This window comes from Amycolatopsis sp. NPDC050768 (assembly GCF_040654155.1).
GTDB lineage: Bacteria > Actinomycetota > Actinomycetes > Mycobacteriales > Pseudonocardiaceae > Amycolatopsis.
On sequence record NZ_JBFAHL010000001.1, the window covers coordinates 467,302 to 487,733 of the forward strand.

Annotated in this window: 19 protein-coding genes; 7 read left to right on the top strand and 12 right to left on the bottom strand. The window is 71.6% G+C overall.

What is annotated here, in order from left to right; genetic code table 11:
- Positions 1–7 precede the first annotated feature (7 nt).
- Positions 8–1,927: an N-acetylmuramoyl-L-alanine amidase gene (locus AB0H62_RS02335; RefSeq protein ID WP_360583641.1), complete on the top strand. Its 1,920-nt coding sequence runs from the start codon at positions 8–10 to the stop codon at positions 1,925–1,927.
- A gap of 49 nt (positions 1,928–1,976) precedes the next feature.
- Here the strand turns inward: AB0H62_RS02335 and AB0H62_RS02340 are convergent, their stop codons facing one another.
- A complete protein-coding gene (locus tag AB0H62_RS02340; protein ID WP_360584638.1) occupies positions 1,977–3,305 on the bottom strand; it encodes a glycosyltransferase in 1,329 nt (442 codons plus the stop codon).
- A gap of 53 nt (positions 3,306–3,358) precedes the next feature.
- Positions 3,359–3,901, bottom strand: coding sequence for an exosortase P (gene xrtP / locus AB0H62_RS02345; protein ID WP_360584640.1), 543 nt, complete (start codon positions 3,899–3,901; stop codon positions 3,359–3,361).
- A gap of 346 nt (positions 3,902–4,247) precedes the next feature.
- Here xrtP and AB0H62_RS02350 point away from each other — a divergent pair, with 346 nt between their 5' ends.
- The 3 genes from AB0H62_RS02350 to wecB all read left to right on the top strand — a co-directional run bounded on the left by AB0H62_RS02350 (position 4,248) and on the right by wecB (position 6,749).
- Positions 4,248–5,012, top strand: a complete 765-nt coding sequence (locus AB0H62_RS02350; RefSeq protein WP_255638641.1) for a choice-of-anchor P family protein — start codon at positions 4,248–4,250, stop codon at positions 5,010–5,012.
- 21 nt (positions 5,013–5,033) lie between these two features.
- A complete protein-coding gene (locus tag AB0H62_RS02355; protein WP_354876031.1) occupies positions 5,034–5,207 on the top strand; it encodes an LPXTG cell wall anchor domain-containing protein in 174 nt (57 codons plus the stop codon).
- Positions 5,208–5,603: 396 nt separating this feature from the next.
- The gene (gene wecB / locus AB0H62_RS02360) at positions 5,604–6,749 is read left to right on the top strand and encodes a UDP-N-acetylglucosamine 2-epimerase (non-hydrolyzing) (RefSeq protein WP_360584642.1); all 1,146 of its coding nucleotides are present in this window, start codon (positions 5,604–5,606) and stop codon (positions 6,747–6,749) included.
- Here wecB and tsaD read toward each other — a convergent pair.
- The 3 genes from tsaD to tsaB are packed head-to-tail and all read right to left on the bottom strand — an operon-like array spanning position 6,746 to position 8,936.
- Complete coding sequence (gene tsaD / locus AB0H62_RS02365; RefSeq protein WP_220246136.1) at positions 6,746–7,792, bottom strand: tRNA (adenosine(37)-N6)-threonylcarbamoyltransferase complex transferase subunit TsaD; 1,047 nt, start codon at positions 7,790–7,792, stop codon at positions 6,746–6,748. The two genes, wecB and tsaD, sit on opposite strands and share 4 nt — an antisense overlap.
- Positions 7,792–8,274 carry a ribosomal protein S18-alanine N-acetyltransferase gene (gene rimI / locus AB0H62_RS02370; RefSeq protein WP_360583644.1) on the bottom strand — a complete coding sequence of 161 codons (483 nt, stop codon included), beginning with the start codon at positions 8,272–8,274 and terminating at the stop codon, positions 7,792–7,794. Before rimI ends, tsaD begins: the two co-directional genes overlap by 1 nt.
- A complete protein-coding gene (tsaB, locus tag AB0H62_RS02375; RefSeq protein ID WP_220246134.1) occupies positions 8,271–8,936 on the bottom strand; it encodes a tRNA (adenosine(37)-N6)-threonylcarbamoyltransferase complex dimerization subunit type 1 TsaB in 666 nt (221 codons plus the stop codon). The genes rimI and tsaB overlap by 4 nt, the downstream gene beginning before the upstream one ends.
- Before the next feature lie 156 nt (positions 8,937–9,092).
- Between tsaB and AB0H62_RS02380 the strand changes: the two genes are divergently transcribed.
- Genes AB0H62_RS02380 through AB0H62_RS02390 form a run of 3 tightly spaced genes read left to right on the top strand, consistent with a single transcriptional unit; the run spans position 9,093 to position 12,468 of the window.
- Positions 9,093–10,535 (top strand): acyl-CoA synthetase, encoded by a 1,443-nt coding sequence (locus tag AB0H62_RS02380; protein WP_360584644.1) that lies wholly within the window; start codon positions 9,093–9,095, stop codon positions 10,533–10,535.
- Complete coding sequence (locus AB0H62_RS02385; protein ID WP_360583646.1) at positions 10,532–11,848, top strand: carboxyl transferase domain-containing protein; 1,317 nt, start codon at positions 10,532–10,534, stop codon at positions 11,846–11,848. The genes AB0H62_RS02380 and AB0H62_RS02385 overlap by 4 nt, the downstream gene beginning before the upstream one ends.
- Positions 11,849–11,880: 32 nt before the next feature.
- Entirely contained in the window at positions 11,881–12,468 is a 588-nt protein-coding gene (locus tag AB0H62_RS02390; RefSeq protein WP_360583648.1) for a short chain dehydrogenase, read from the top strand.
- A 248-nt stretch (positions 12,469–12,716) separates the two neighbouring features.
- Here the strand turns inward: AB0H62_RS02390 and tsaE are convergent, their stop codons facing one another.
- The 7 genes from tsaE to AB0H62_RS02425 all read right to left on the bottom strand — a co-directional run bounded on the left by tsaE (position 12,717) and on the right by AB0H62_RS02425 (position 20,422).
- Complete coding sequence (gene tsaE / locus AB0H62_RS02395) at positions 12,717–13,190, bottom strand: tRNA (adenosine(37)-N6)-threonylcarbamoyltransferase complex ATPase subunit type 1 TsaE (RefSeq protein ID WP_266118299.1); 474 nt, start codon at positions 13,188–13,190, stop codon at positions 12,717–12,719.
- Positions 13,175–14,266 (bottom strand): alpha/beta hydrolase, encoded by a 1,092-nt coding sequence (locus AB0H62_RS02400; protein WP_360583651.1) that lies wholly within the window; start codon positions 14,264–14,266, stop codon positions 13,175–13,177. The genes tsaE and AB0H62_RS02400 overlap by 16 nt, the downstream gene beginning before the upstream one ends.
- Complete coding sequence (gene alr, locus AB0H62_RS02405) at positions 14,263–15,381, bottom strand: alanine racemase (RefSeq protein ID WP_360583653.1); 1,119 nt, start codon at positions 15,379–15,381, stop codon at positions 14,263–14,265. The genes AB0H62_RS02400 and alr overlap by 4 nt, the downstream gene beginning before the upstream one ends.
- Positions 15,382–15,524: 143 nt before the next feature.
- Positions 15,525–16,628 (bottom strand): sn-glycerol-3-phosphate ABC transporter ATP-binding protein UgpC, encoded by a 1,104-nt coding sequence (ugpC, locus tag AB0H62_RS02410; protein WP_220246129.1) that lies wholly within the window; start codon positions 16,626–16,628, stop codon positions 15,525–15,527.
- Between the two features lie 3 nt (positions 16,629–16,631).
- The gene (gene xylB / locus AB0H62_RS02415; protein WP_360583655.1) at positions 16,632–18,071 is read right to left on the bottom strand and encodes a xylulokinase; all 1,440 of its coding nucleotides are present in this window, start codon (positions 18,069–18,071) and stop codon (positions 16,632–16,634) included.
- Positions 18,061–18,864 (bottom strand): DeoR/GlpR family DNA-binding transcription regulator, encoded by an 804-nt coding sequence (locus AB0H62_RS02420; RefSeq protein WP_220246127.1) that lies wholly within the window; start codon positions 18,862–18,864, stop codon positions 18,061–18,063. Before AB0H62_RS02420 ends, xylB begins: the two co-directional genes overlap by 11 nt.
- An 85-nt stretch (positions 18,865–18,949) precedes the next feature.
- Positions 18,950–20,422 (bottom strand): NAD(P)H-hydrate dehydratase, encoded by a 1,473-nt coding sequence (locus tag AB0H62_RS02425; protein WP_360583657.1) that lies wholly within the window; start codon positions 20,420–20,422, stop codon positions 18,950–18,952.
- Between the last annotated feature and the right edge of the window lie 10 nt (positions 20,423–20,432).

Below are 20,432 nucleotides of genomic sequence, written 5' to 3' on the forward strand. Positions count from 1 at the left end.
CCCACCGATGTTCCACTCCGTTACGCGGCGGCTGGCCGTCGCGGGCGGGGCGGGGTTGCTGGCGGTCGCGTTGGCGACGTCGGCTCCCGCCCAAGCCCAACCAGCGAACCAACAGCGACAGCAGGACTTCGCAAACGCGGCAAGCGAGTTCGGCGTCCCGCTGGACGTGCTGCTCGGCGTCTCCTACCTGGAGTCCCGCTGGGATTACAACGCCGGTACGCCCAGCACCGCCGCCGGCTACGGGCCGATGCACCTCACGGACCTGCGCACGGCCGGCGTCGTGACCAGTGAGTTCGACCAGAACGGCGAAGACCCGCGCGGCGACGACGCCCGGCCGGCGCTGCACCTCAAGCCCACGCAGCAGCCCGCGGCCGTCCCGCCCGGTCTGCAGACCGTGGACCAGGCCGCGGCCCTGCTGCACACGGACGCGGCGACGCTGCGCACCGACCCGAAGCAGAACATCCGCGGCGGCGCGGCCCTGCTGGCCGAGTACCAGCGCAAGCTCGGCGTACGCAGCGAAAACGCGAAGGACTGGTACGGCGCCGTCGCCGCGTACAGCGGCTCCGAGGACGTGACGGCGGCCCAGACCTTCGCCGACGAGGTCTACGGCACCATCGCCACCGGCGAGACGCGCACGACGGACGACGGCCAGGCCGTCACGCTCGCCGCGACCCCCGGCGTCACACCCGACAAGGCGCAGGCCGAGCGGCTGGGCCTCAGGACAGACGCCCCGCCCGCCACCGAGTGCCCGAAGTCCGTGGCCTGCGAGTCCGTGCCGGCGCCGTACCAGGAGCTGCCCGGCGGCGACTACGGCAACCACGACATCGCGAACCGGCCGCAGAGCCAGAAGATCGACACGATCGTCATCCACGACACCGAGGGCTACTGGGACGACGCCCTCACGCTGGCGCAGGACCCGACCTACCTCGCGTGGCACTACACCGTGCGCTCGCAGGACGGCCTGATCGCGCAGCACGTGCCGACCAAGGACGTCGGCTGGCACGCGGGCAACTGGTACGTCAACGCGAAGTCCATCGGTGTCGAGCACGAGGGCTTCGCCGCGCAGGGCACCTGGTACACCGAAGCGATGTACCGGTCGTCGGCGAAGCTCGTCGGCTACCTGGCGAAGCGCTACGGCGTGCCGCTCGACCGCGCGCACATCATCGGCCACGACAACGTGCCGGGCACCACGCCCGCCACGATCGCCGGCATGCACTGGGACCCGGGCCCCTACTGGGACTGGTCGCACTACTTCGACCTGCTGGGCGCGCCGATCAAGGCCACCGGCCGGGCCGGCTCGTCGATGGTGACGATCGCGCCGAAGTTCGCCGCCAACCAGCCCGTGTTCACCGGCTGCGACAAGATCGGCTCCGGCACCCCGTGCGCCGCGCGCGGCTCGGAGGCAGTTGCGCTGCACACCGCGCCGGACGCCGCGTCTCCCCTGCTGTCCGACACCGGGCTGCACGGAACCGGACCGTCCACTATGGATGTTTCCGACGTCGGCAGCCGTGTGGCCACCGGCCAGCAGTACGCCGTGGCCGGACGCCAGGGCGGCTGGACCGCGATCTGGTACCTGGGCCAGAAGGGCTGGCTGCCCAGCAATACCGTGGTCCCGGCGAGCGGTCTCGTCGCCACGCCGAAGCCCGGCAAGGCGACGATCCCCGTCTACGGACGGGCGTTCCCGGAGGCGTCGGCCTACCCGGCGAACGTCGCCGTGCAGGCGCTGGCGCCCATGCCTTACACGTTCGCGGCGGGCCAGAGGTACTCCGTCGGCGGCGTCGTTCCGTCGGAGTACTACTCGGCGACGACGTTCGACGTGTCGGACCACGTGGTGGTGCGCGGCAAGATGAAGTACGTGGAAGTCCAATTCGGACACCGCGTCGAGTACGTGAACCTCGACGACGTGGTGCTGAAGCCAGCTTTCTGAGTCTTCACAACGAAGAAGGGCCCCTCCGCGGAGGGGCCCTTCTCGTGTCTCAGCTGTCCAGCGCCACCTTCACGCCGCTGGTGATCTCGGTGTTGCGCCGCGTCTTGGACCAGCCGTTGCGGCCGCGCACGAGGCGGATCACGGCGCGCCAGGACGTGATGTAGAAGGTGTAGATGTAGGCCGCGTACAGCAGGCCCATGCCGAGGCCGCGGAAGATGTTCTTGCTGCCCAAGCATTTCATTTGGTAGATCGGGCCCCACACCACGAACGGCAGCAGGCCGAACGAGCCGTAGATGGCGAAGAGGATCCAGGCGCCGCCGGTGAACCAGGTCCAGACCTGCGACGGGTCGCCGGCCGTGGTGGCTAGCAGGAGGATGAACGGCACCGGGTAGAGCAGCGAGCCGAGCAGCTGCATCCACGGCTGCGCCAGGTAGTACATCATCTCCGCGGCGCCCAAAGTGGACACGTGCGGCGAGTCCCAGATGCGGCGCAGGTACCGCGAGCACTGCATCGTGCCCTGGCCCCAGCGCGTTCGCTGCACGAGGAAACGCCGCAGGCTGTACAGGCCTTCCTGCGCCACATGGGAATCTGGGGTGAAGCCCGTGCGCCAGCCTGCCGTGAGCAGGTGGACGCCGAGCTCGAAGTCCTCCAGCAGAGAGCCGCGCCAGGGCTGGTGCTCGTCGCCGCCGATGGAGTCGAGGGCGGCGAGGCGGGTGAACTGGCCGTTGCCGCCCATGGAGATCGTGCCGGTGAAGCCGCGCGACGTTTGGATCGCGGCGATCGCCGTGCGGAACTCCAGGTCCTGCAACTGCGCCAGCTTGAGCCCGAACGCGCGCGCGAACCAGGTGCGCCCCGGCGGGCGGGTGCGGACGTTGCTCATGCGCACGTCGAGCTGCACGGCGCCGATCTTCTCGTCGCCGAAGAGGTGCTCGGCCGCGCAGACTTCGAGGCAGTTGGCGGCGGGGCGGCCGTCGGCGTCGACGACCACCACGACCACACGGTCGCGGTCGGTGTCGGGCTCGAGCCATTCGTTGAGGGCCTGGTAAGCGGCGTTGAGGGCGTCGCCCTTGCCGGTGCGGGCCTCGGGACGCTTGCGCGCCACCAGGTGCAGATTGGGGTCGTAGCCGCCGTTGCGCCGCCAGACCGAGCGGACGACGCGGGCGGTGCGGTCGTCGGAGTCGTCGTCGACCACCCACACGTGCGCACGGCGGAAGGTGGTGCGCAGGTAGCGCACGGTCTCGCGGATCACGGCTTCCTCGTCGCGGCACGGCACGAAGAAGTGCCAGGCGAACGCGCCGGGGTCGCCCACCGGGGCGGGTTTGCGGCGCAGGTAGGGCACCACGATCATCGCGACGTAGACGATGAACGCGACGCTCATCGTCAGCGCGAACGCCTGAGTGATCGAGAGCAGGACCTTGAAGCCGGTGTCGTTCACGCGGCCGTGCCCTGGTTCTTCTCCGCCTTCGTCTTGCGGGTCGCGAGCCAGACGAACAGCACGAGCGACACCGCGCCGCCGAGGACGCTGACCATCGAGCCGAGCAGCGTGTGGCCCCAGTAGTAGCCCTCGTCGGTGCCCAGTGCGTGGACCAGACCGACGATGGTGAGAATGCGCAACTGATTCACGAGAATGACGGCGATCGCGGCAATTACCAGCGAGAGAAACAGTCGGCGCGCATTCTGCGGACGGAAGTAGAGGAGCACCGCGGTCACGAGCAGAAGTGGCAGCAAGAGGAATACAGAAGAGCATTCCGGGGTCATTCTCAACCCGAACGGAGTAGCGCCGGTCAACCCGAAGTACACAGATTCGCGGCTACCGGCCACATAAACACCCGATGAGGTGATGACCCTCAGTATCGCCCCCGCGAGCTGCACTTCCAACTCGCGGTACGACCGCTCCACGAGCACCAGGACCACGCCGACCGCGACCACCCCGAGAACCGCCATACGCAGCGGAAACCGGGAGACGGGGGACACAGGTGTGTTCGCTACTGCCACGACGACCCTCTCAGCCGGAAACGTTCGGAAGAACGGCGGACCCCGGCGCCAGCGTAGGACACAGGTGCCGGAACTTTCGACAGGTATCCCCCTTCTCAGGGATCTCCCAGCGCCTTTCGGCACGAATGGCGAGAACCTTGCTAGGCCGTTCAGGTGATGCCCGCACCGACGTGGGGAACGGTCCGGTGAAACCACCCGATACGGTGGTCTCCCCGGAATTGTGTGCCATTTCCGGCAACGCCACCGATATTCGGTCAGCGTGCCGACTCTTGTTCAGCGGGATTCGTCCGTGCACCGGCTCGCCCTGACAAAAATCGGAGGACCAGTGAAGAAACACCTCTTGCGACGAGGCGGGATGCTCGCCGCTGTGGTGGCGAGCATCGCCCTCGCCGGAGCAGTTCCGGCCTCGGCGGCGCCCGGTGACGGCTCCGCCTACGGCGTGAACGTCGACGTGAAGCTGCTCGGCGCGTCCGCGGTCAAGCTCGGCCCGCTGGCGGCGGCGAACACCGACGGACCGACGAGCAACAGCACGGTCAGTGCCAACGCCGCCGGGATCCTCACCGCCGGGGTCATCAACACCTCGGCCGTCCGCGACGACAACTCGGGCGCGGTCACGGCGAAGGCGAGCACCGCCGACGTCGGGCTGCCGCTGCTGAAGGCGGCACTGGGCAACGTCGGGATCAAGGCCGTGGAGGCCGTCTGCACCGCGACCCAGGAAGGCGTCAAGGGCAGCTCCACGCTGGTCGGAGCCGATCTGGGCAGCGTCGGCGACATCGACTCGAACCCGGCGCCGAACACGCAGATCAAGGTCGGCCTCGGTCCGGTCAACGTGGCGACACTGATCCTCAACGAGCAGATCAAGAACAAGGACGGCAGCCTCACCGTCAACGCGCTGCACCTGAAGCTGCTGGGCGGCGTCGTCGGCGCCCTCGGCAGCGGCGACGTCATCGTGTCGTCGGCGACCTGCGGCCCGGCCGCTCCGCCGATGCCGCTCGCGTCGGGCGCCGGCCTGTGGGCGGGCCTCGGCGTGCTCGCGGCCATCGCCGTGCCGGTCGGCCTGCGGTTCACCCGTCGCCGCTCGGTCGCCTGACCGGTCCGGGGTGATCGACTGATGTACAAGATGCCAGGTGCGGGCGTCGGCGTCGCCGGTGGCGGCGTGGGCACCCTCGCCGCCACCGGCGCCGACGTCGGCTGGTGGATCACGGTCGGCGCGCTCCTCGTGGTCCTCGGGACCGTCGCGGTGATCGCCGCCTACCGCCGCAACCGGCGGCTCGCCCGCGGTTAGCAGCACCGTGGGCCACCGGATCCAGCCGGTGGCCCACGGTTGCGCGACACGTGCGCCGGGCTGCTCGCCTCCCGCGGGCAGCCCGGCGCCACTCCACAGACCGAACAACAAGGAGAGGGCGACCGGCCACAAGCGACAGCAACCGCGGCGCCACCGCCGGCTGCGTGCAGAACCGGCGCCGCGCGCGGAGCACCGGCGCAGGCGACCGGCACGCGCCGGTCGCCAGGCAACGGCACGAACCGCGGAGCCTCCGGGCGCGCGGAAGCAGGACACACAACCGAACAGCACAAGACCCCGTCAGCCGGCACCTCGCACGTGTCGCGCGGTGAAAGACCCGGCGGTTCGCTCGAACGTCGGTGGGCCGGGGTTTCCGGGACACTCGAAAGTGTGGAACACGTGGACGTGATGTTGCTGGCCGGCACGCGGCCGGAGGCGGTGAAGCTGGCGCCGCTGGTTGTGGCGCTCGAGGGGCGCGACGGGGTGCGGCCCGTGTTGGTGCACAGCGGCCAGCACCAGGGGATGGTGGAGCAGGCGCTGGTGCCGTTCGGGCTGGGCGTGGACGCGTGGCTGGACGTGCCGGTGCGGGTGAGCGGGACGCAGGCGGAGCTGGTGAGCGGGCTGCTGCCGGCGTTGGACGCGCAGTTGCGGAGCCTCATGCCGGCGGCGGTGGTCGTCCAGGGGGACACGACGACGGGGCTGGCGGGGGCGCTCGCGGCGTTCTGGCTGGGGATCCCGGTGGTGCACCTGGAGGCCGGGCTGCGGACGAACGATCTCGCCGCGCCGTTCCCCGAAGAAGGCACGCGGCAGATGGTGGCGCGCATCGCGGCGTTGCACCTGGCGCCGACCGAGGCCGCGGCGAAGGCGTTGCGCGTGGAGGGCGTCGCCGAGGAGAAGATCGTGCTGACCGGGAACACGGTCGTCGACGCGGTGCTGGCGATCACGGCGCGCGACCTGCCCGCGCACGATCCGGCGCTGGCGTTGCTGGAGATGGAGATCGCGGAGGCCGGGGAACGGCTGGTGCTGGTGACGTCGCATCGCCGGGAGTCCTGGGGTGAGCCGCTGAACCAGACGCTGAGCGCCGTGCGGCGGATCGTCGAAACCCATCCGGACGTGCAGGTGCTGTTCCCCGTCCACCCCAATCCGGCGGTGCGGGCGCAGGTCACCGCGACGCTCGGCGGCGTCGAGCGCGTGACGATCACCGAGCCGCTCGAGTACCCCGACCTCGTGCGCGCGCTGCGGCTGGCGTCGCTCGTGCTCACGGATTCAGGTGGCATCCAGGAGGAGGCGCCGACGTTCGGGACGCCCGTGCTGGTGCTGCGCGAGGTCACCGAACGCGCCGAGGCCGTCGACGCCGGGTGCGCGTGGCTGGTGGGCACGGATCCCGAGAAGATCACCGGCACCGCGACCCGGCTGCTGGCCGGGAGCCTGTGCCCCGCGCAGACACCGAACCCCTACGGTGACGGCCACGCCGCCGAAAAAGCCACCATCGCGATCGAGCGCCTGCTGGGCGTCAAGACCGCGCTGGAGAAGGCCCGCTCCTAGAGTGACACGATCTCCACCGAAAGCCCGGGGTTGGCCGAGAACTCCCACGGCGCCGTCGGGCGCCCGGCTGCGACGACGTGGGCGCCCAGCGCCGCGATCATCGCGCCGTTGTCCGTGCACAACCGGGGCCGCGGCACGCGCAGCTCGATGCCCGCCGCGGCGCAGCGTTCGGCCGCCAGCTCCGACAGCCGCGAGTTCGCCGCGACGCCGCCGGAGATCACGATGGTCCCGATCCCCTGTTCCCTCGCCGCCTTCACGGCCTTCGCGGTCAACACGTCCGCCACGGCCTCCTGGAACGAAGCCGCAACGTCGTTCACCGGTACCTCGCCACCGTCGCGTTCGACGTTCTCCACCCACCGCGCCACCGCGGTTTTCAAGCCGGAGAACGAGAAGTCGAACTTCGCGTCGCGCGGACCGGTCATCCCGCGCGGGAACGCGATGGCGGAGCCGTTGCCGAGCCGAGCCGCCTTGTCGATCGGCGGCCCACCCGGATAAGGCAGGTCCAGCACGCGGGCGACCTTGTCGTAGGCCTCGCCGGCGGCGTCGTCCACAGTGGACCCGATCTCGGTGATCTTCGACGCGATGTCGTCCACGCGCAGCAGCTGCGTGTGCCCGCCGGACACCAGCAGCGCGAGCACCGGCGTGGGCAACGGACCGTGCTGCAGCGTGTCCACGGCGATGTGCCCGGCCAGGTGGTTCACGCCGTAGAGCGGCACGTCGAGCGCCGACGCGTAGGCCTTCGCCGCCGACACCCCGACCAGCAACGCACCGGCGAGCCCGGGTCCGGCCGTCACGGCGATGGCGTCCACATCGGACAGCTTCAGCCCGGCCGTCGCGAACGCCCGCTCGGCCGTGGGCACCATCGCTTCGAGGTGCGCCCGGCTGGCGACCTCGGGCACCACGCCGCCGAAGCGCGCGTGCTGCTCGACGCTGGAAGCGACCTCGTCGGCGAGCAGTTCCACCGCGCCGTCGTCGTGCAGGCGGACGAGGCCGACGCCGGTCTCGTCGCAGGAGCTCTCGATACCCATGATGACGCGCGACATCAGCCGGCCACCTCATCTCGTGCCGGGGTCCGCGCCGGGCGGGCCATGGTGAACGCGTCGGCGCCGGAGGGCTGGTAGTAGCGCTTCCGGACGCCGAGCTTCTCGAAACCGTGCCGTTCGTAGAGGCCGACGGCCGTGTCGTTGTCGGTGCGCACCTCGAGGAACACGGGCGCCGACACCTCGTCGGCGCGGTCCAGCAGGGCGCGCAGCAGGGCCTTGCCGATGCCCTGGCCCTGCGCCTCGGGCACCACACCGATGGTGTGGATCTCCGCCTCGTACTCGCCGCGGCGGCCGACCACGGCGAGGCCGCCGTAGCCGAGTAGCTCGGTGCCGTCGTCGGTGCGCGCGGCCAGGTAGAAGTGGCCCTGGTCGAGCTCGGAGTGGAACGCGCGAGCGCTCCACGGGTCGTCGCCGGGGAAGAGCACCTGCTCGATCTCCGCGCAGCGCTTCAGGTCGCTGCGGCGCAGGCCGTCGAGCTTCACGGCGAGGTCACCCGCTTGCGGGCCGTCGGCTCGACAGCGTCGGGGCGGCGCAGGTACAGCGGCGTCAGCGGCTCGGGCGTCACGCCGGCGAGCAGGGCTTCGCGGGCGACGCGGACCAGCCCGGACGGCGACGGGAACCGCGGCTCGATGGGCACGACGCCGATCGCGTCGGCGTACTGCAGCGCACCGTCGCCCGCGGCGACGCGCGAAGTGGTCTCGACCTCGGCGGGCCGCTGCACGTGGGGACCGCTCACGCGCGTGCCGGCCGCGTCGTACTCGGCCCAGTACACCTCGCGCCGGCGGGCGTCGGTGAGCACGAGGAACGGCTTGTCCGTGCGCACCACCTCGGCGGCGATCGCGTCGAGGCTGCCGACCGGGTAGACGGGGATGCCGAGCGCGTGGCCGTACGCCGCGGCCGTGGCCATGCCGGCGCGCAGGCCCGTGAACGGGCCGGGGCCGACGCCGCACACGATCGCGTCGAGGTCGCGCAGGGTCACCCCCGCTGCCTCGGCCGCCGCGAGGGCGTGGGGCGTGATGAGCTCGCCGTGGGCTCGCGGGTCGACCGTGACGCGGTCGGCCCGGGTGGTCAGTTCCGACTCGTCCACGGCGACGATGCCCGCGGTCACGGCCGGGGTCGAGGTGTCGATCGCCAGTACCAGCACGGTTTCCCAGCTTACGTCCAGTCTCGAAGTGACAGGCTGGCGGGCCGAAGGGGCAACCCCGCAACCGTGTGAATCGCGTCGCAGGTGGCCGAGGTCACGGCGCGGTACGGTGCCGGTGAGACGCCCGCCGACGCCGCGCCGCAGGAGGTCCTCACCGTGCCCGATCCGCTGTTCCCCGCGATCACCGACGGCTCTGGCAAGGAGGCGGTGCGCTTCGGTGACCAGGCGCTCACCTACGCCGAGCTGGGCGCGGTCGCCGGTTCCCTGGCGAACGAGCTGCCCACCGGCCGGGTCGCGGTGTGGGCGACGCCGACGCTGCACACCAGCGTCGGCGTGGTCGCCGCGCTGCTCGCGGGGGTGCCCGTGGTGCCGCTGAACCCGAAAATCGGTGAACGCGAGCTGACCCACATCTTGTCCGACAGCACGCCGGCGCTCGTGCTGGCCGAGGCCGGCGTCGAGCTGCCCGAGGGGCTGGCCGGGCTCGAGCGGCGCGACATCCGGCTCACAGGGTCGGGGACCGTGCCCGCAGACGAGCCGGATGCCGAGGCGCCCGCGTTCATCGTCTACACCTCCGGCACCACCGGCCCGCCCAAGGGCGTGGTGCTCCCCCGCCGCGCGATCTCGGCCACACTGGACGCGCTGGAGGACGCGTGGGAATGGACCAGCGACGACGTGCTGGTGCACGGGCTGCCGCTGTTCCACGTGCACGGGTTGATCCTCGGCATCCTCGGCCCGCTGCGCCGGGGCGGCTCGGTGCGCCACCTCGGGCGGTTCTCGACCGAGGGCGTCGCCCGTGAGCTGACCAGCGGCGCGACGATGATGTTCGGCGTCCCGACGATGTACCACCGGATCGCGGAGACGGTGGCGAACGACGCCGAGCTGGCCTCGGCCCTGCGCGGCGCGCGGCTGCTGGTGTCGGGGTCGGCGGCGCTGCCCGTGCACGACCACCAGCGCATCACGGCGGCGACCGGGCAGCAGGTCGTGGAGCGCTACGGGATGACCGAGACGCTGATGAACACCAGCGTCCGCGCCGACGGCGAGCGCAAGCCGGGCACGGTCGGCGTGCCGCTGGCGGGCGTGGAGCTGCGGCTGGTCGACGAGGCGGGCAGGGAAATAGGCACAGCGATCACCGGTCTTGATCCGGCAGAGACCGTCGGCGAGATCCAGGTGCGCGGCTCGAACCTGTTCACCCAGTATCTCAACCGGCCGGACGCGACGGCTGCCGCTTTTGCGGACGGCTGGTTCCGCACCGGCGACATGGCGACGCGCGACGCCGACGGGTACGTGAAGATCGTCGGGCGCAAGGCCACCGACCTGATCAAGAGCGGCGGGTACAAGATCGGCGCCGGCGAGATCGAGAACGCGCTGCTGGAGCACCCGGGCGTCGCCGAGGCGGCCGTGACAGGTGAGCCGGACGACGATCTCGGTGAGCGCATCGTGGCGTGGGTGGTGCCCGCGGGTGAGCGGCCGTCGGCTTCGGAGCTGGCTGATCACGTGGCGAAACTGCTGGCGCCGCACAAGCGGCCACGGGTCGTGCGCTACCTGGACGCGTTGCCGCGCAACGACATGGGCAAGATCCTTAAGCGAGCTCTGGGGTGAGGCCCTCGGCCCGTGAGGTCATCGCGCAGGTGTCGACGGGGTTCACCGAGCTGTCCGATGTGGACAGTAGTGTGGACGACCCTCTCGGCTGGCCCGGCTACCGCGAGGCCTACGCGGCGGCCGCGGCGCGGACGGGCGAGACGGAGTCCGTGGTCGTCGGCGAGGCGCTGGTGGGTGCGACGCCCGCGGTGCTGGTGGTGTGGGAGTTCGGGTTCCTCGGCGGGTCGATCGGGCGACGGACCGGTGACCGCGTGGAGGCCGCGTTTTCCTGCGCGCGGTCGCGTCGTCTGCCAGTGGTGGCGTTGATCGCGACCGGTGGCTCGCGAATGCAGCACGGCATGCGCGCGTTGTCCCAGCTGCAGCGGATCGCGCGCGCTTCGGCGGCGGCGCGGGCGGACGGCGTCGCCCAGATCTCCGTGCTGCGCGACCCGACGACCGGCGGCGGCTGGGCGACGCTGGGTGCGAGCGCCGACGTGGTCTTGGGGCTGCTGCTGGCGCAGGTGGGGTTCGCGGGCTCGCGCGTGCGGCCGGCGACGTCGCCTTCGGAGGCTTACACGGTCGAGGCGAAGTACGAGTGGGGGCAGGTCGACCAGCTGGTGTCGCCGTCTTCGCTGGCGTCGGTGCTGGAGCGGTGGCTGGTGTTGCTGACTTCCCGTTCTTCCACGGCGGCTCCTCCCCCGGGCGCGTTGCGTTCGGTGCCGCTGCCCTCGACGGGGTGGGACGCTGTCCGCGCCGCCCGATCCTCGCGCCGCCCCCGTGCGGCTTCGTACGTGGACGCGTACTTCGACTGGCACGAAACCCTCCGCGGCGACCGCACCGGCGCGGTCGACGACGGCGTCCTCTGCGGCTTCGGCCTGCGCGAGGGCCGTGCGGTGGCCTTCGCCGCGCAATGCGGCACCGCCACTCGTCCGGCGGGCTTCCGCACGGCCGCCCGCCTCGTCCGGCTGGCTTCGCGGCTCGGCATTCCCGTGCTGACGCTCGTCGACACCCCGGGCGCCGCCAACGACGCCGACGCCGAAGAGGGCGGCGCCGGCCCCGCCATCGCGTCGCTGTTCGAGGCGATCGCCACCGCGGCCGTCCCGATCACCACCCTGGTCATCGGCGAGGGCGGCTCCGGCGGCGCGCTGGCCTTCGCGGCGCCGGACAACACGTGGATCGCGCCGGACGCCTACTTCTCTGTCACCTCGCCCGAGGCTGCCGCCGCGATCCTCAAACGCCCGATGACCGAGATTCCGGCCACGGCCGACCAGCTGCGGTTACGGCCTCAGGACCTCGTCGAACTCGGCTTGGCGCGGGGGATCGTGGAAGCCTGAAACGGTGTTGCGCCCGCGGCGAGAATGGGGGCGTGAAGATCATCGTGGTGGGGGCGAGCGGGACCGTCGGCAGCGCGGTCGCCGCGGCGCTGGAGGCGGCCGGGCACGTGGTCGTGCGAGCGTCGCGGCGGGGGCCGGTGCGGGTGGATCTGGAGGACACCTCGTCGATCGAGGGCCTGTTCCGCGCCGTGCCGGAAGTAGACGCCGTGGTGTGTTGTGCGGCGAGTGGGCCGCTGCTGGACTTGGCTTCTGCCAGTGACGAGGAGTTCGAGCAGGGGTTGCGTGGCAAGCTGCTGGGACAGGTGGCACTGGCCCGGCACGCGCTGCACCACTTGCGGGACAACGGGTCGATCACGCTCACCGGGGGAACGTTTGCCGCGCCGTTGGCCGGTGGTTCTCTCGGTGCGCTGGTCAACGCCGGTCTGGAGGGCTTCGCGCGCAACGCCGCCGCCGAGTTGCCGAGGGGGTTGCGGATCAACGTCGTCAGCCCGGGTTGGGTGGCGGAAACCCTGGCTGCGTTGGGTATCACCGACGCCGTCGGTACGTCCGCTGCCGAGGTCGCCCGCTGGTACGTGGGGTGCGTTTCCGGGACCGAGTCCGGGCAGACGATCACCGGGTGACGCGCGACGGGCGCGAGCTGGTTGCCAGCTCGCGCCGGCTTGCGATGGGCGCGGCGGGATGCCATCCGCTAGCGAGGCTTGCCGATCACCGCTGGGGCTTGCCATTCGCGGCGAGGCCTTGCCGCACGGTTCGCGGCGTTGCCACGGAGCTGGGCATCTTGCCAACGGCGAAGGCACCCACCGCTGACCTGTCACCTTGCCGGGCGTGCGGCGGCGGGGCCGGGGCCGGGGCTGGGGCCGGGCCAGGTCTAAGCCGACGGCAACGCCGACATCCGTGCCACCCAAGATCCGTGTGGCTCAAGCGAAACCTCGCGCACGTCGTCGTCCCGACGGGACATCCGCACCACCAGGTAGTCGGACGACAGCCGTTCCGCCGAGCCCTCGCCCCACTCCACCACGACGGCGGAGCGTTCCAGGTCCGTGTCGAGGTCCAGGTCGTCGAGCTGGGCGAGGTCGCCGCCGAGGCGGTAGGCGTCGACGTGGATCAAGGGCACGCCGAGGGAACCCGCGGCGTGGACGCGGGCCAGGACGAACGTCGGGGAGCTCACGCGGCCGCCGACGCCGAGGCCGTCGGCGATGCCGCGCGTGAGCGTGGTCTTGCCGGCGCCCAGGGGGCCGGCGAGCAGCACAAGGTCGCCCGCGCGCAGGGACGCGCCCAGGGACCTGCCGAACGCCATCGTGTCGTCGGGGGTCGCGAGAAGGAACGTCACCGTGTCCACCACCAGTTCCGCCGGTCGGGTGCGGCGCTTCCGGAACAGCGCTGCAGAAGATCGATGAGCCGGCCCGTGACGAGGTCGGGCTGTTCGAGCTGCACCATGTGGCCCGCGCCGCGCACGCGCACGAGCTCCGCCTCGGGCAGCTCGGCCGCGATGCGCTCGGCATGCGAGAACGGCGTGAACCGGTCGGAGTCACCACCGATCACGACGACCTGGGTGTGCTTGAGGCCCGCCAGGGCGGCGTAACGGTTGTGGCTGCCGAGCGTGTCGACGAAGTTCACCAGGCCCCGCACGGGCGTCACGGCCAGCATCTCGATCATGAAGTCCACCAGCCGCGGCGAGACGTCGCGGCTGCCGAACGCGAGGCGCCGCACGGCTTGCCGTTCCAGCTGCCCACCGGCCGCCCGCACGAACTCCACCAGGCCGGGCTGCCAGCCCGCGAGGTTGCCGACGCCGCGCGTCAACGGGTTGTACTTCGACAGCAGCGAACGCGGCAGCCCGCGCGCGCCCACCTCGCCCGCGGCCGTCGCGATGAACGCGACGCCACACACGCGATCCTCGAACAGCGAAGGGTTCTCCGCGGCCAGCTCCATGATCACCATGCCGCCCATGGAATGTCCCACGAGGACGATCGGCCCTTCGGGCACCATCGCGCGCAGCACGCTGTCGAGGTCGTGCGCCAGCTGCTCGATGGTGCTGGTCTCGGCCGTCGCCGCGCCGGACAGGCCGTGGCTGCGGTGGTCGTAATACACCTGCCGCACGCGCGGCAGCCGCAGCGAAGCGATCGCGCGGCGCTGGAAGTGCCAAGACTTGCGTGACAACGCGAACCCGTGCACGCCGACCAGCGTCAGCTCGGGCTCGCCGCCGTCCTCGGGGTCGATCTCCTCCACCGAAAGCGGCGTGCCGTCCTCGGCCGCGACCGTGGACGTGCGGTCGGGCTTCAGCTCGCCCAGCTGCTCGTCCACGTACTGGTCCTCACTCTGCCTGCGCTGTTGCGCCGCGACGAGGGCCGCGGCGGCCGTACCCATGGCCACCGCGCCGAGACCGCCGACGATCGCCCACAACCGAGCCGAAGGGCTCACGGCCTCTCCCCCAGGTACCGCCGCTGCACGCGCGGGCGGTACATCGACGTGACGATCTCGTAGTCGATCGTGCCCAGCTTGTCGGCCCATTCGCGCGCGGTCGGCTCACCTGAGCGACCGTCGGCGAACAGCACCACTTCTTCGCCGACAGCCGGGGTGTCGTCACCGCAGTCGACCACGAGCTGGTCCATGCACACGCGCCCGACGACCGCCCGGCGCCGCCCGCCCAGCCACACGTCCATGCGGCCCGACAGCGACCGCGGCACACCGTCCGCGTACCCGGCGGGCACCAGCGCCACGGTGGTGTCGCGCTCGGCCGTCCACGTGTGTCCATAGGAGACGGACTCGCCGGCGGGCAGGCGTTTCGTGAGCGCCACGGCCGCGCGGAACGTCATCGCCGGCCGCAGGTCTTCGTGCTGCGGCACGGGGTTCAGCCCGTACATCGCGATACCGGGCCGCACGAGGTCGAAGTGCAGGTCGGGCCGCGTGAGCACGGCCGCGGAGTTCGCCAGGTGCCGCAGCGGGTCCAGACCGGCCGCGCGCGCGGCGTCGTACGCGTCGGCGAAGCGCTTCGCCTGGATGTCGATCGACGGGTGGCCCGGGTCATCGGCGCACGCGAGGTGCGACCAGACGGCGACCACGTCCACGTCGGATGAAGCCGCGGCGGCCGCGACCAGCTCGGGCCAGTCGGCGGGCTGGCAACCGTTGCGCGACAAGCCCGTGTCGATCTTGAGGTGCACCCGAGCGCGGCGACCCACCTGCCGCGCCGCCAAAGCAATGCGCTGAAGTTCGTCGACCGAGCTCACACCCAGGTCGATGTCGGCGAGAATGCCGGGCCCGAAGTCGACCTCCGGCACGTCGAGCCAGCTGAACAGCCGCACCGACAGCCCGGCCCGGCGCAGGTCCAGCGCCTCACCGAGCGAGCAGGTGCCCAGCCAGGTGGCGCCGGCCTCCACCGCGGCCTGCGCGACGGGGACCGCGCCGTGGCCGTACGCGTCGGCCTTGACCACGGCCATCACGGCCGAACCGGCGGCGCGGCCGGTCAGCAGAGCGACGTTGTGGCGCACGGCGTCGAGGTCGATCACGACCTCCGCCCGCGGGAAACTGGCAGTCATACTGTGCTGATAGTTACCAATCCGACTTCAGTCACGGCGGGAACGGTTACCGAAGACGATAACGTCCAGTTGCGTACCCGCCTACTTCTGGTCGGATCGGTAACGCCCGCCAGTTTCCCACGCGGGTCCGAGAGTGCTGTGCGTCAGGGCAGGCGGAGCCCGCTGGTACCCGAGAACACGTGCAGCTCGTCGGGCCGGATCCGCAGGTGCAGCGTGTCGCCCATCGACGGGGTCGCGCGCGGGTCGACGCGGACCACGACGTTCTTCGACGCGCCCTCGGCGGTGATCTCGGGGTGCGCGCCGGAGAGCTTTCCGTAGACGTACGCGTCGGAGCCCAGCTCCTCCACCAGGTCGACCTTGATGGGCAGCGCGCCCGCGGCGTCGGTGGTGACCTCGAGCGACTCGGGGCGGAAGCCCAGCGTCACGGTGTCACCGTCGGCAGCCGAACGAACGGCGGGCGTGAGGGGGACGCTCGCGCCACCGATCTCGGCGCCGTCGGCCGTGAGCTTCGCCGAGACGAGGTTCATGGCGGGCGAGCCGATGAAGCCGGCGACGAACACGTTGGCCGGGTGGTCGTAGAGCGCGCGCGGGGTGTCGCACTGCTGCAGCAGACCGTCGGACAGCACGGCCACGCGGTCGCCCATCGTCATGGCCTCGACCTGGTCGTGGGTCACGTACACGGTGGTGACGCCCAGGCGGCGCTGCAGCGCGGCGATCTGCGTACGCGTGGACACACGCAGCTTGGCGTCCAGGTTGGACAGCGGCTCGTCCATGAGGAACACCTGCGGCTCACGCACGATCGCGCGGCCCATGGCGACACGCTGGCGCTGGCCACCGGAGAGGGCCTTCGGCTTGCGGTCGAGGTAATCCTCGATGTCGAGCAGCTTCGCGGCCTCGAGCACCTTCTGCTTGATCTCCGACGCCGGACGGCCCGCGATCTTCAGCGCGAAGCCCATGTTCTGCGCGACGGTCATGTGCGGGTACAGCGCGTAGTTCTGGAACACCATCGCGATGTCGCGCGAACGCGGCGGCAGCTGCGTCACGTCGCGGTCGCCGATCCAGATCGAGCCCTCGTCGACGTCCTCCAGGCCCGCGAGCATGCGCAGCGCGGTCGACTTGCCCGAACCCGACGGGCCGACCAGCACGAGGAACTCGCCGTCGGCGATCTCCAGCTCGAGTGCGTCGACGGCAGGCCGCTCGGTGCCGGCGTAGCGCCGGGAAGCCTTGTCGTAGGTGATGGTGGCCATCGGTCAGTCCTCTCCGAATTTCGCGGGAACCCCGTGCGCGGCTTCGCGCGCTTCGAGGTGGCGTCGCTGGATCTCCTTGCCCGCGGCGCGTTGCGCCTCGGCCGGCTCGTCCAGCACGAGCCGGTTTCCAGGTCCTTCGGCCACCCACGCGGGTGGTTCGGCGGTGCCGGCCAGCGCCCAGGCGGCCTGGCGCGCGGCACCGAGGGCGACGTACTCGCCCGTCTCGGGGATCACCACGGGCACGCCGAGCACGATCGGCGCCACCGCCCGCACGGCCGCCGACTGCGCGCCGCCGCCGATGAGCAGCACGCGGCGGACGTCCATGCCCTGCGCGCGCACGGCGTCGAGGCCCGCGGCCAGCCCGCACAGCATGCCCTCGACGGTGGCGCGGGCCAGGTTCTCCGGCGTCATGTTCGCCCTGGTCAGGCCGTGGAGCGAGCCCGTGGCATCCGGCAGGTTCGGGGTGCGCTCGCCGTCGAGGTACGGCAGGAGCGTGAGCCCGCCGGCGCCCGCTTCGGCGGCGAGCGCGAGGCGGTCGAACTCGGCGAGGTCGACGCCGAGCATGGTCGCGCCCGCGGTGAGCACGCGGGCGGCGTTGAGGGCGGCGGTGAGCGGCAGGAAGCGGCCGGTGGCGTCGGCGAACCCGGCGACCAGGCCGCTCGCGTCGGCCGAACCCGTCTCGGTCACCCCGAAGACGGTGCCGCTGGTGCCCAGGGAGATCACAGCGTCGCCCGGCGTGAGCTCCAGCGCCAGCGCGGCGGCCATGTTGTCGCCGGTGCCGGCGGAGACGAGCAGGCCGTTTTCGGTGTGACCGGCGGTATCGGAAGGGCCGAGCACGGTCGGCAGCTCGGGCGTGCGGCCACCGAACGCGTGGGCCAGGACGTCCACGCGGTAGGCGTTCTCCGTCGGCGAGAAGTAGCCGGTGCCGGACGCGTCGCCGCGGTCGGTCACGGCCTGCTCGGGCTTGCCGAGCAGGCGCCAGGTGAGCCAGTCGTGCGGCAGCAGCACGCGCGCGACGCGGTCGGCGTTGCCGGGCTCGTGCTCGGCGAGCCAGCGCAGCTTGGTGACGGTGAAGCTCGCGACCGGCACGGAGCCCACGGACTTGGCCCAGACACCGGCGCCGCCCAGTTCCTCGATGAGGTCCTGGGCGGCCTGCGCGGAGCGCGTGTCGTTCCAGAGCAAAGCGGGGCGAACCACCTCGCCGACGTCGTCGACGGTGACCATGCCGTGCTGCTGCCCGCCGATGCCGAGGGCTTTCACGCCGTCGAGCACACCGTCGGTGGCCTCGCCGAAGGCCTGCCACCAGGCTGCCGGGTCGACCTCGGTGCCGTCGGGGTGCGGCGCGCGACCGGTGCGCACGACGGCGCCCGTGCGCGCGTCGCAGACCACGACCTTCGTCGACTGGGTCGACGAATCGATCCCGGCCACCAGCTCAGCTGTCATAGGGCTGCCCCTCCTCGACGTGCTCGACGGTCTCCACGGCCGTGCCGGCGTTGAGCGCGGCCTCGATCTCCTCGGTCGGGGTGATCTCACTGGTGATCAGGAGGTCGTAGTCGCCGACGTCGCCGTGAGCGAAGGTCGCGGTGCGGCCGAACTTCGAGTGGTCGAGCACGAGCACGTTGCGGTTCGCGGCGCGCAGCACGGCCTTCTTGAGCTCGGCGTAGTCCTGCACGGGGTGGAAAAGCCGGCCGACGGCGACGGCGCTCACGGACACGAACGCGATGTCGGCGCGGGTGCGCTCCAGCAGCGCCAGCACGTCAGGGCCGGAGCAGGAGTCGTATTCCGGGTGGTAGCGGCCTCCGGCGACGACGACGTTCACGCCGTCGCCCAGCAGCTTGGCGGCGCGCAGGGAGTTGGTGATCACGGTGAGGCCGTCGATGTCGGCGAGGCGCTCGACCAGGGGAAACAGCGTGGTGGAGTCGTCGACGAACACGGTCTGGCCGGGTTCGACGTGTTTGACGGCCGCCTCGGCGAGTGCTTCCTTCTCGGCGGAGTGCAGCGTGAACCGGCTGGCGGTCTCCATCGTGAGCGCCGGGTAGGCCTCGACCTTGCCGCGCAGCTTGCGCAGGAGGCGGCGGTCGGCCAGGTCGTCGAGGTCGCGGTGCATCGTCATGAGGCTCACGCCGAAGCGGGTGGTGAGGTCGTCGATGCGTGCCTCGCCGTGCTCGATGACGTGGTCGAGGATGTCCTGCCGGCGCTGCTCGACGGCCGCGTCGGACGGTCGGGTCCTAGGCACGGCGCACCTCACCGTCGACCCGGTTGAGGGTCACCTGAACGGGGGCGCCAGTGCTCACACCTCGTTCTTACCAGATTTTATCGCCTTAGTTAACGGGTAACTCGATAACTTCTACGTCGCTAGTACCTCGAACGAGCTTGACAGCTCCCGGGATGGCGTCGACCAGACCGGACGCGGAGGTCGGCACGCCGTCCGCGGCGAGGGCGCCGGCGAGCGAGTGCACCTGCGCGCCCGCGGCGGCGGCCAGCCACGGGTCGAGGCCGGCGGCGAGCAGCGACCCGATGAGGCCGGTGAGGACGTCGCCGGAGCCGGCCGTCGCGAGCCAGGAGCCGCGCGGGGTGTTGACGGCGACGCGGCCGTCCGGCGCGGCGATCACGGTGCAGTGGCCCTTGAGGAGGACGACGGCGTTGTACTTCCTGGCGGCGTCGCGAGCGGCCTTGACCCGGTCGGCGCCGGGGCGGGTGCCCATGAGGCGTTCGTACTCGCCGGCGTGGGGCGTGAGCACGAGCGGGGTGTCGGGGTCGCGGGCGTCGAGGACGTCGGGGTGCTGGGCGATGATCGTGGTGGCGTCGGCGTCGGCGCAGACGGGCACGCCCTGGCCGAGGATGTGGCGCAGCACGTCGTGGCCTTCGGAGCCGGTGCCGATGCCCGGGCCGACGACCCAGGCCTGCACGCGGCCGGCGTCGGTGACGGAGCCCGTCGCGACGATCTCGGGCCAGCGGCTCCGGACTACGTCGGCCGCGGGGCCGGCGTAGCGGACCATGCCGGCGGTGGCGCGCACGGCGGAACCCGACGCGAGCACGGCCGCGCCTGGGTACGTCGCGGAGCCGGCGGCGATGCCGACGACGCCCTGGGTGTACTTGTCGTCGCCCGCGCCGGGGATGGGCCAGAGGTCGGCGAGGTCGGTGAGCTCGAGGCGCTGCAGGTCGGGGTCGCCGAGCTCGGGGCCCAGGCCGATGTCGACGAGCACGACGTCGCCGCACTGCTGGGGCGCGAGCGCGTGGACGGGTTTGGGGGCGCCGAAGGTGACGGTGAGGGTGGCGGTGACGTGGGGGCCGTCGACGGCGCCGGTGTCCGGGTCGACGCCGCTGGGGAGGTCGACGGCGACGATGGGCGCTTGGATTTTGTCGACGAGTTCGGCCGCGTCGGGGCGCAGCGGGCCTTTACCGGAGATGCCGACGATGCCGTCGACGACCACGTCGGCCTTGTCGATCCACTGTGGACTGTCCTCGACGGACACCACGCGGCCGCCGGCTTTGCGTAGCGCGGCCAATCCCTTGGCGTGCGCCTTCTCCGGCTTCAGCAGCACCGCCGTGACGGCCACGCTGCGGCGACGCAGGAACGCGCCGGCCCACAGGGCGTCACCGCCGTTGTCGCCGGAGCCGACGAGCAGCACGACCCGTCGTCCGGCGACGCCGCCGGTGCGTTCGGCCAGGAACCCCGCGAGGTGCGTGGCCAGGCCGAACGACGCCCGGCGCATCAGCTCGCCTTCGGGCGTGACGGCGAACAGCTTGCCCTCCGCCTCGCGAATCCGTTCCGTGGTCCAGATTCCCTGCACGGCGGGCCCT

Coding starts and splice junctions, on each gene's coding strand:
- AB0H62_RS02335 (WP_360583641.1), top strand. CDS start 8: ATGTTCCACTCCGTTACGCGGCGGCTGGCCGTCGCGGGCGGGGCGGGG.
- AB0H62_RS02355 (WP_354876031.1), top strand. CDS start 5,034: ATGTACAAGATGCCAGGTGCGGGCGTCGGCGTCGCCGGTGGCGGCGTG.
- AB0H62_RS02340 (WP_360584638.1), bottom strand. CDS start 3,305: ATGAGCGTCGCGTTCATCGTCTACGTCGCGATGATCGTGGTGCCCTAC.
- alr (WP_360583653.1), bottom strand. CDS start 15,381: ATGACTGCCAGTTTCCCGCGGGCGGAGGTCGTGATCGACCTCGACGCC.
- tsaD (WP_220246136.1), bottom strand. CDS start 7,792: ATGTCGCGCGTCATCATGGGTATCGAGAGCTCCTGCGACGAGACCGGC.
- xylB (WP_360583655.1), bottom strand. CDS start 18,071: ATGACAGCTGAGCTGGTGGCCGGGATCGATTCGTCGACCCAGTCGACG.
- ugpC (WP_220246129.1), bottom strand. CDS start 16,628: ATGGCCACCATCACCTACGACAAGGCTTCCCGGCGCTACGCCGGCACC.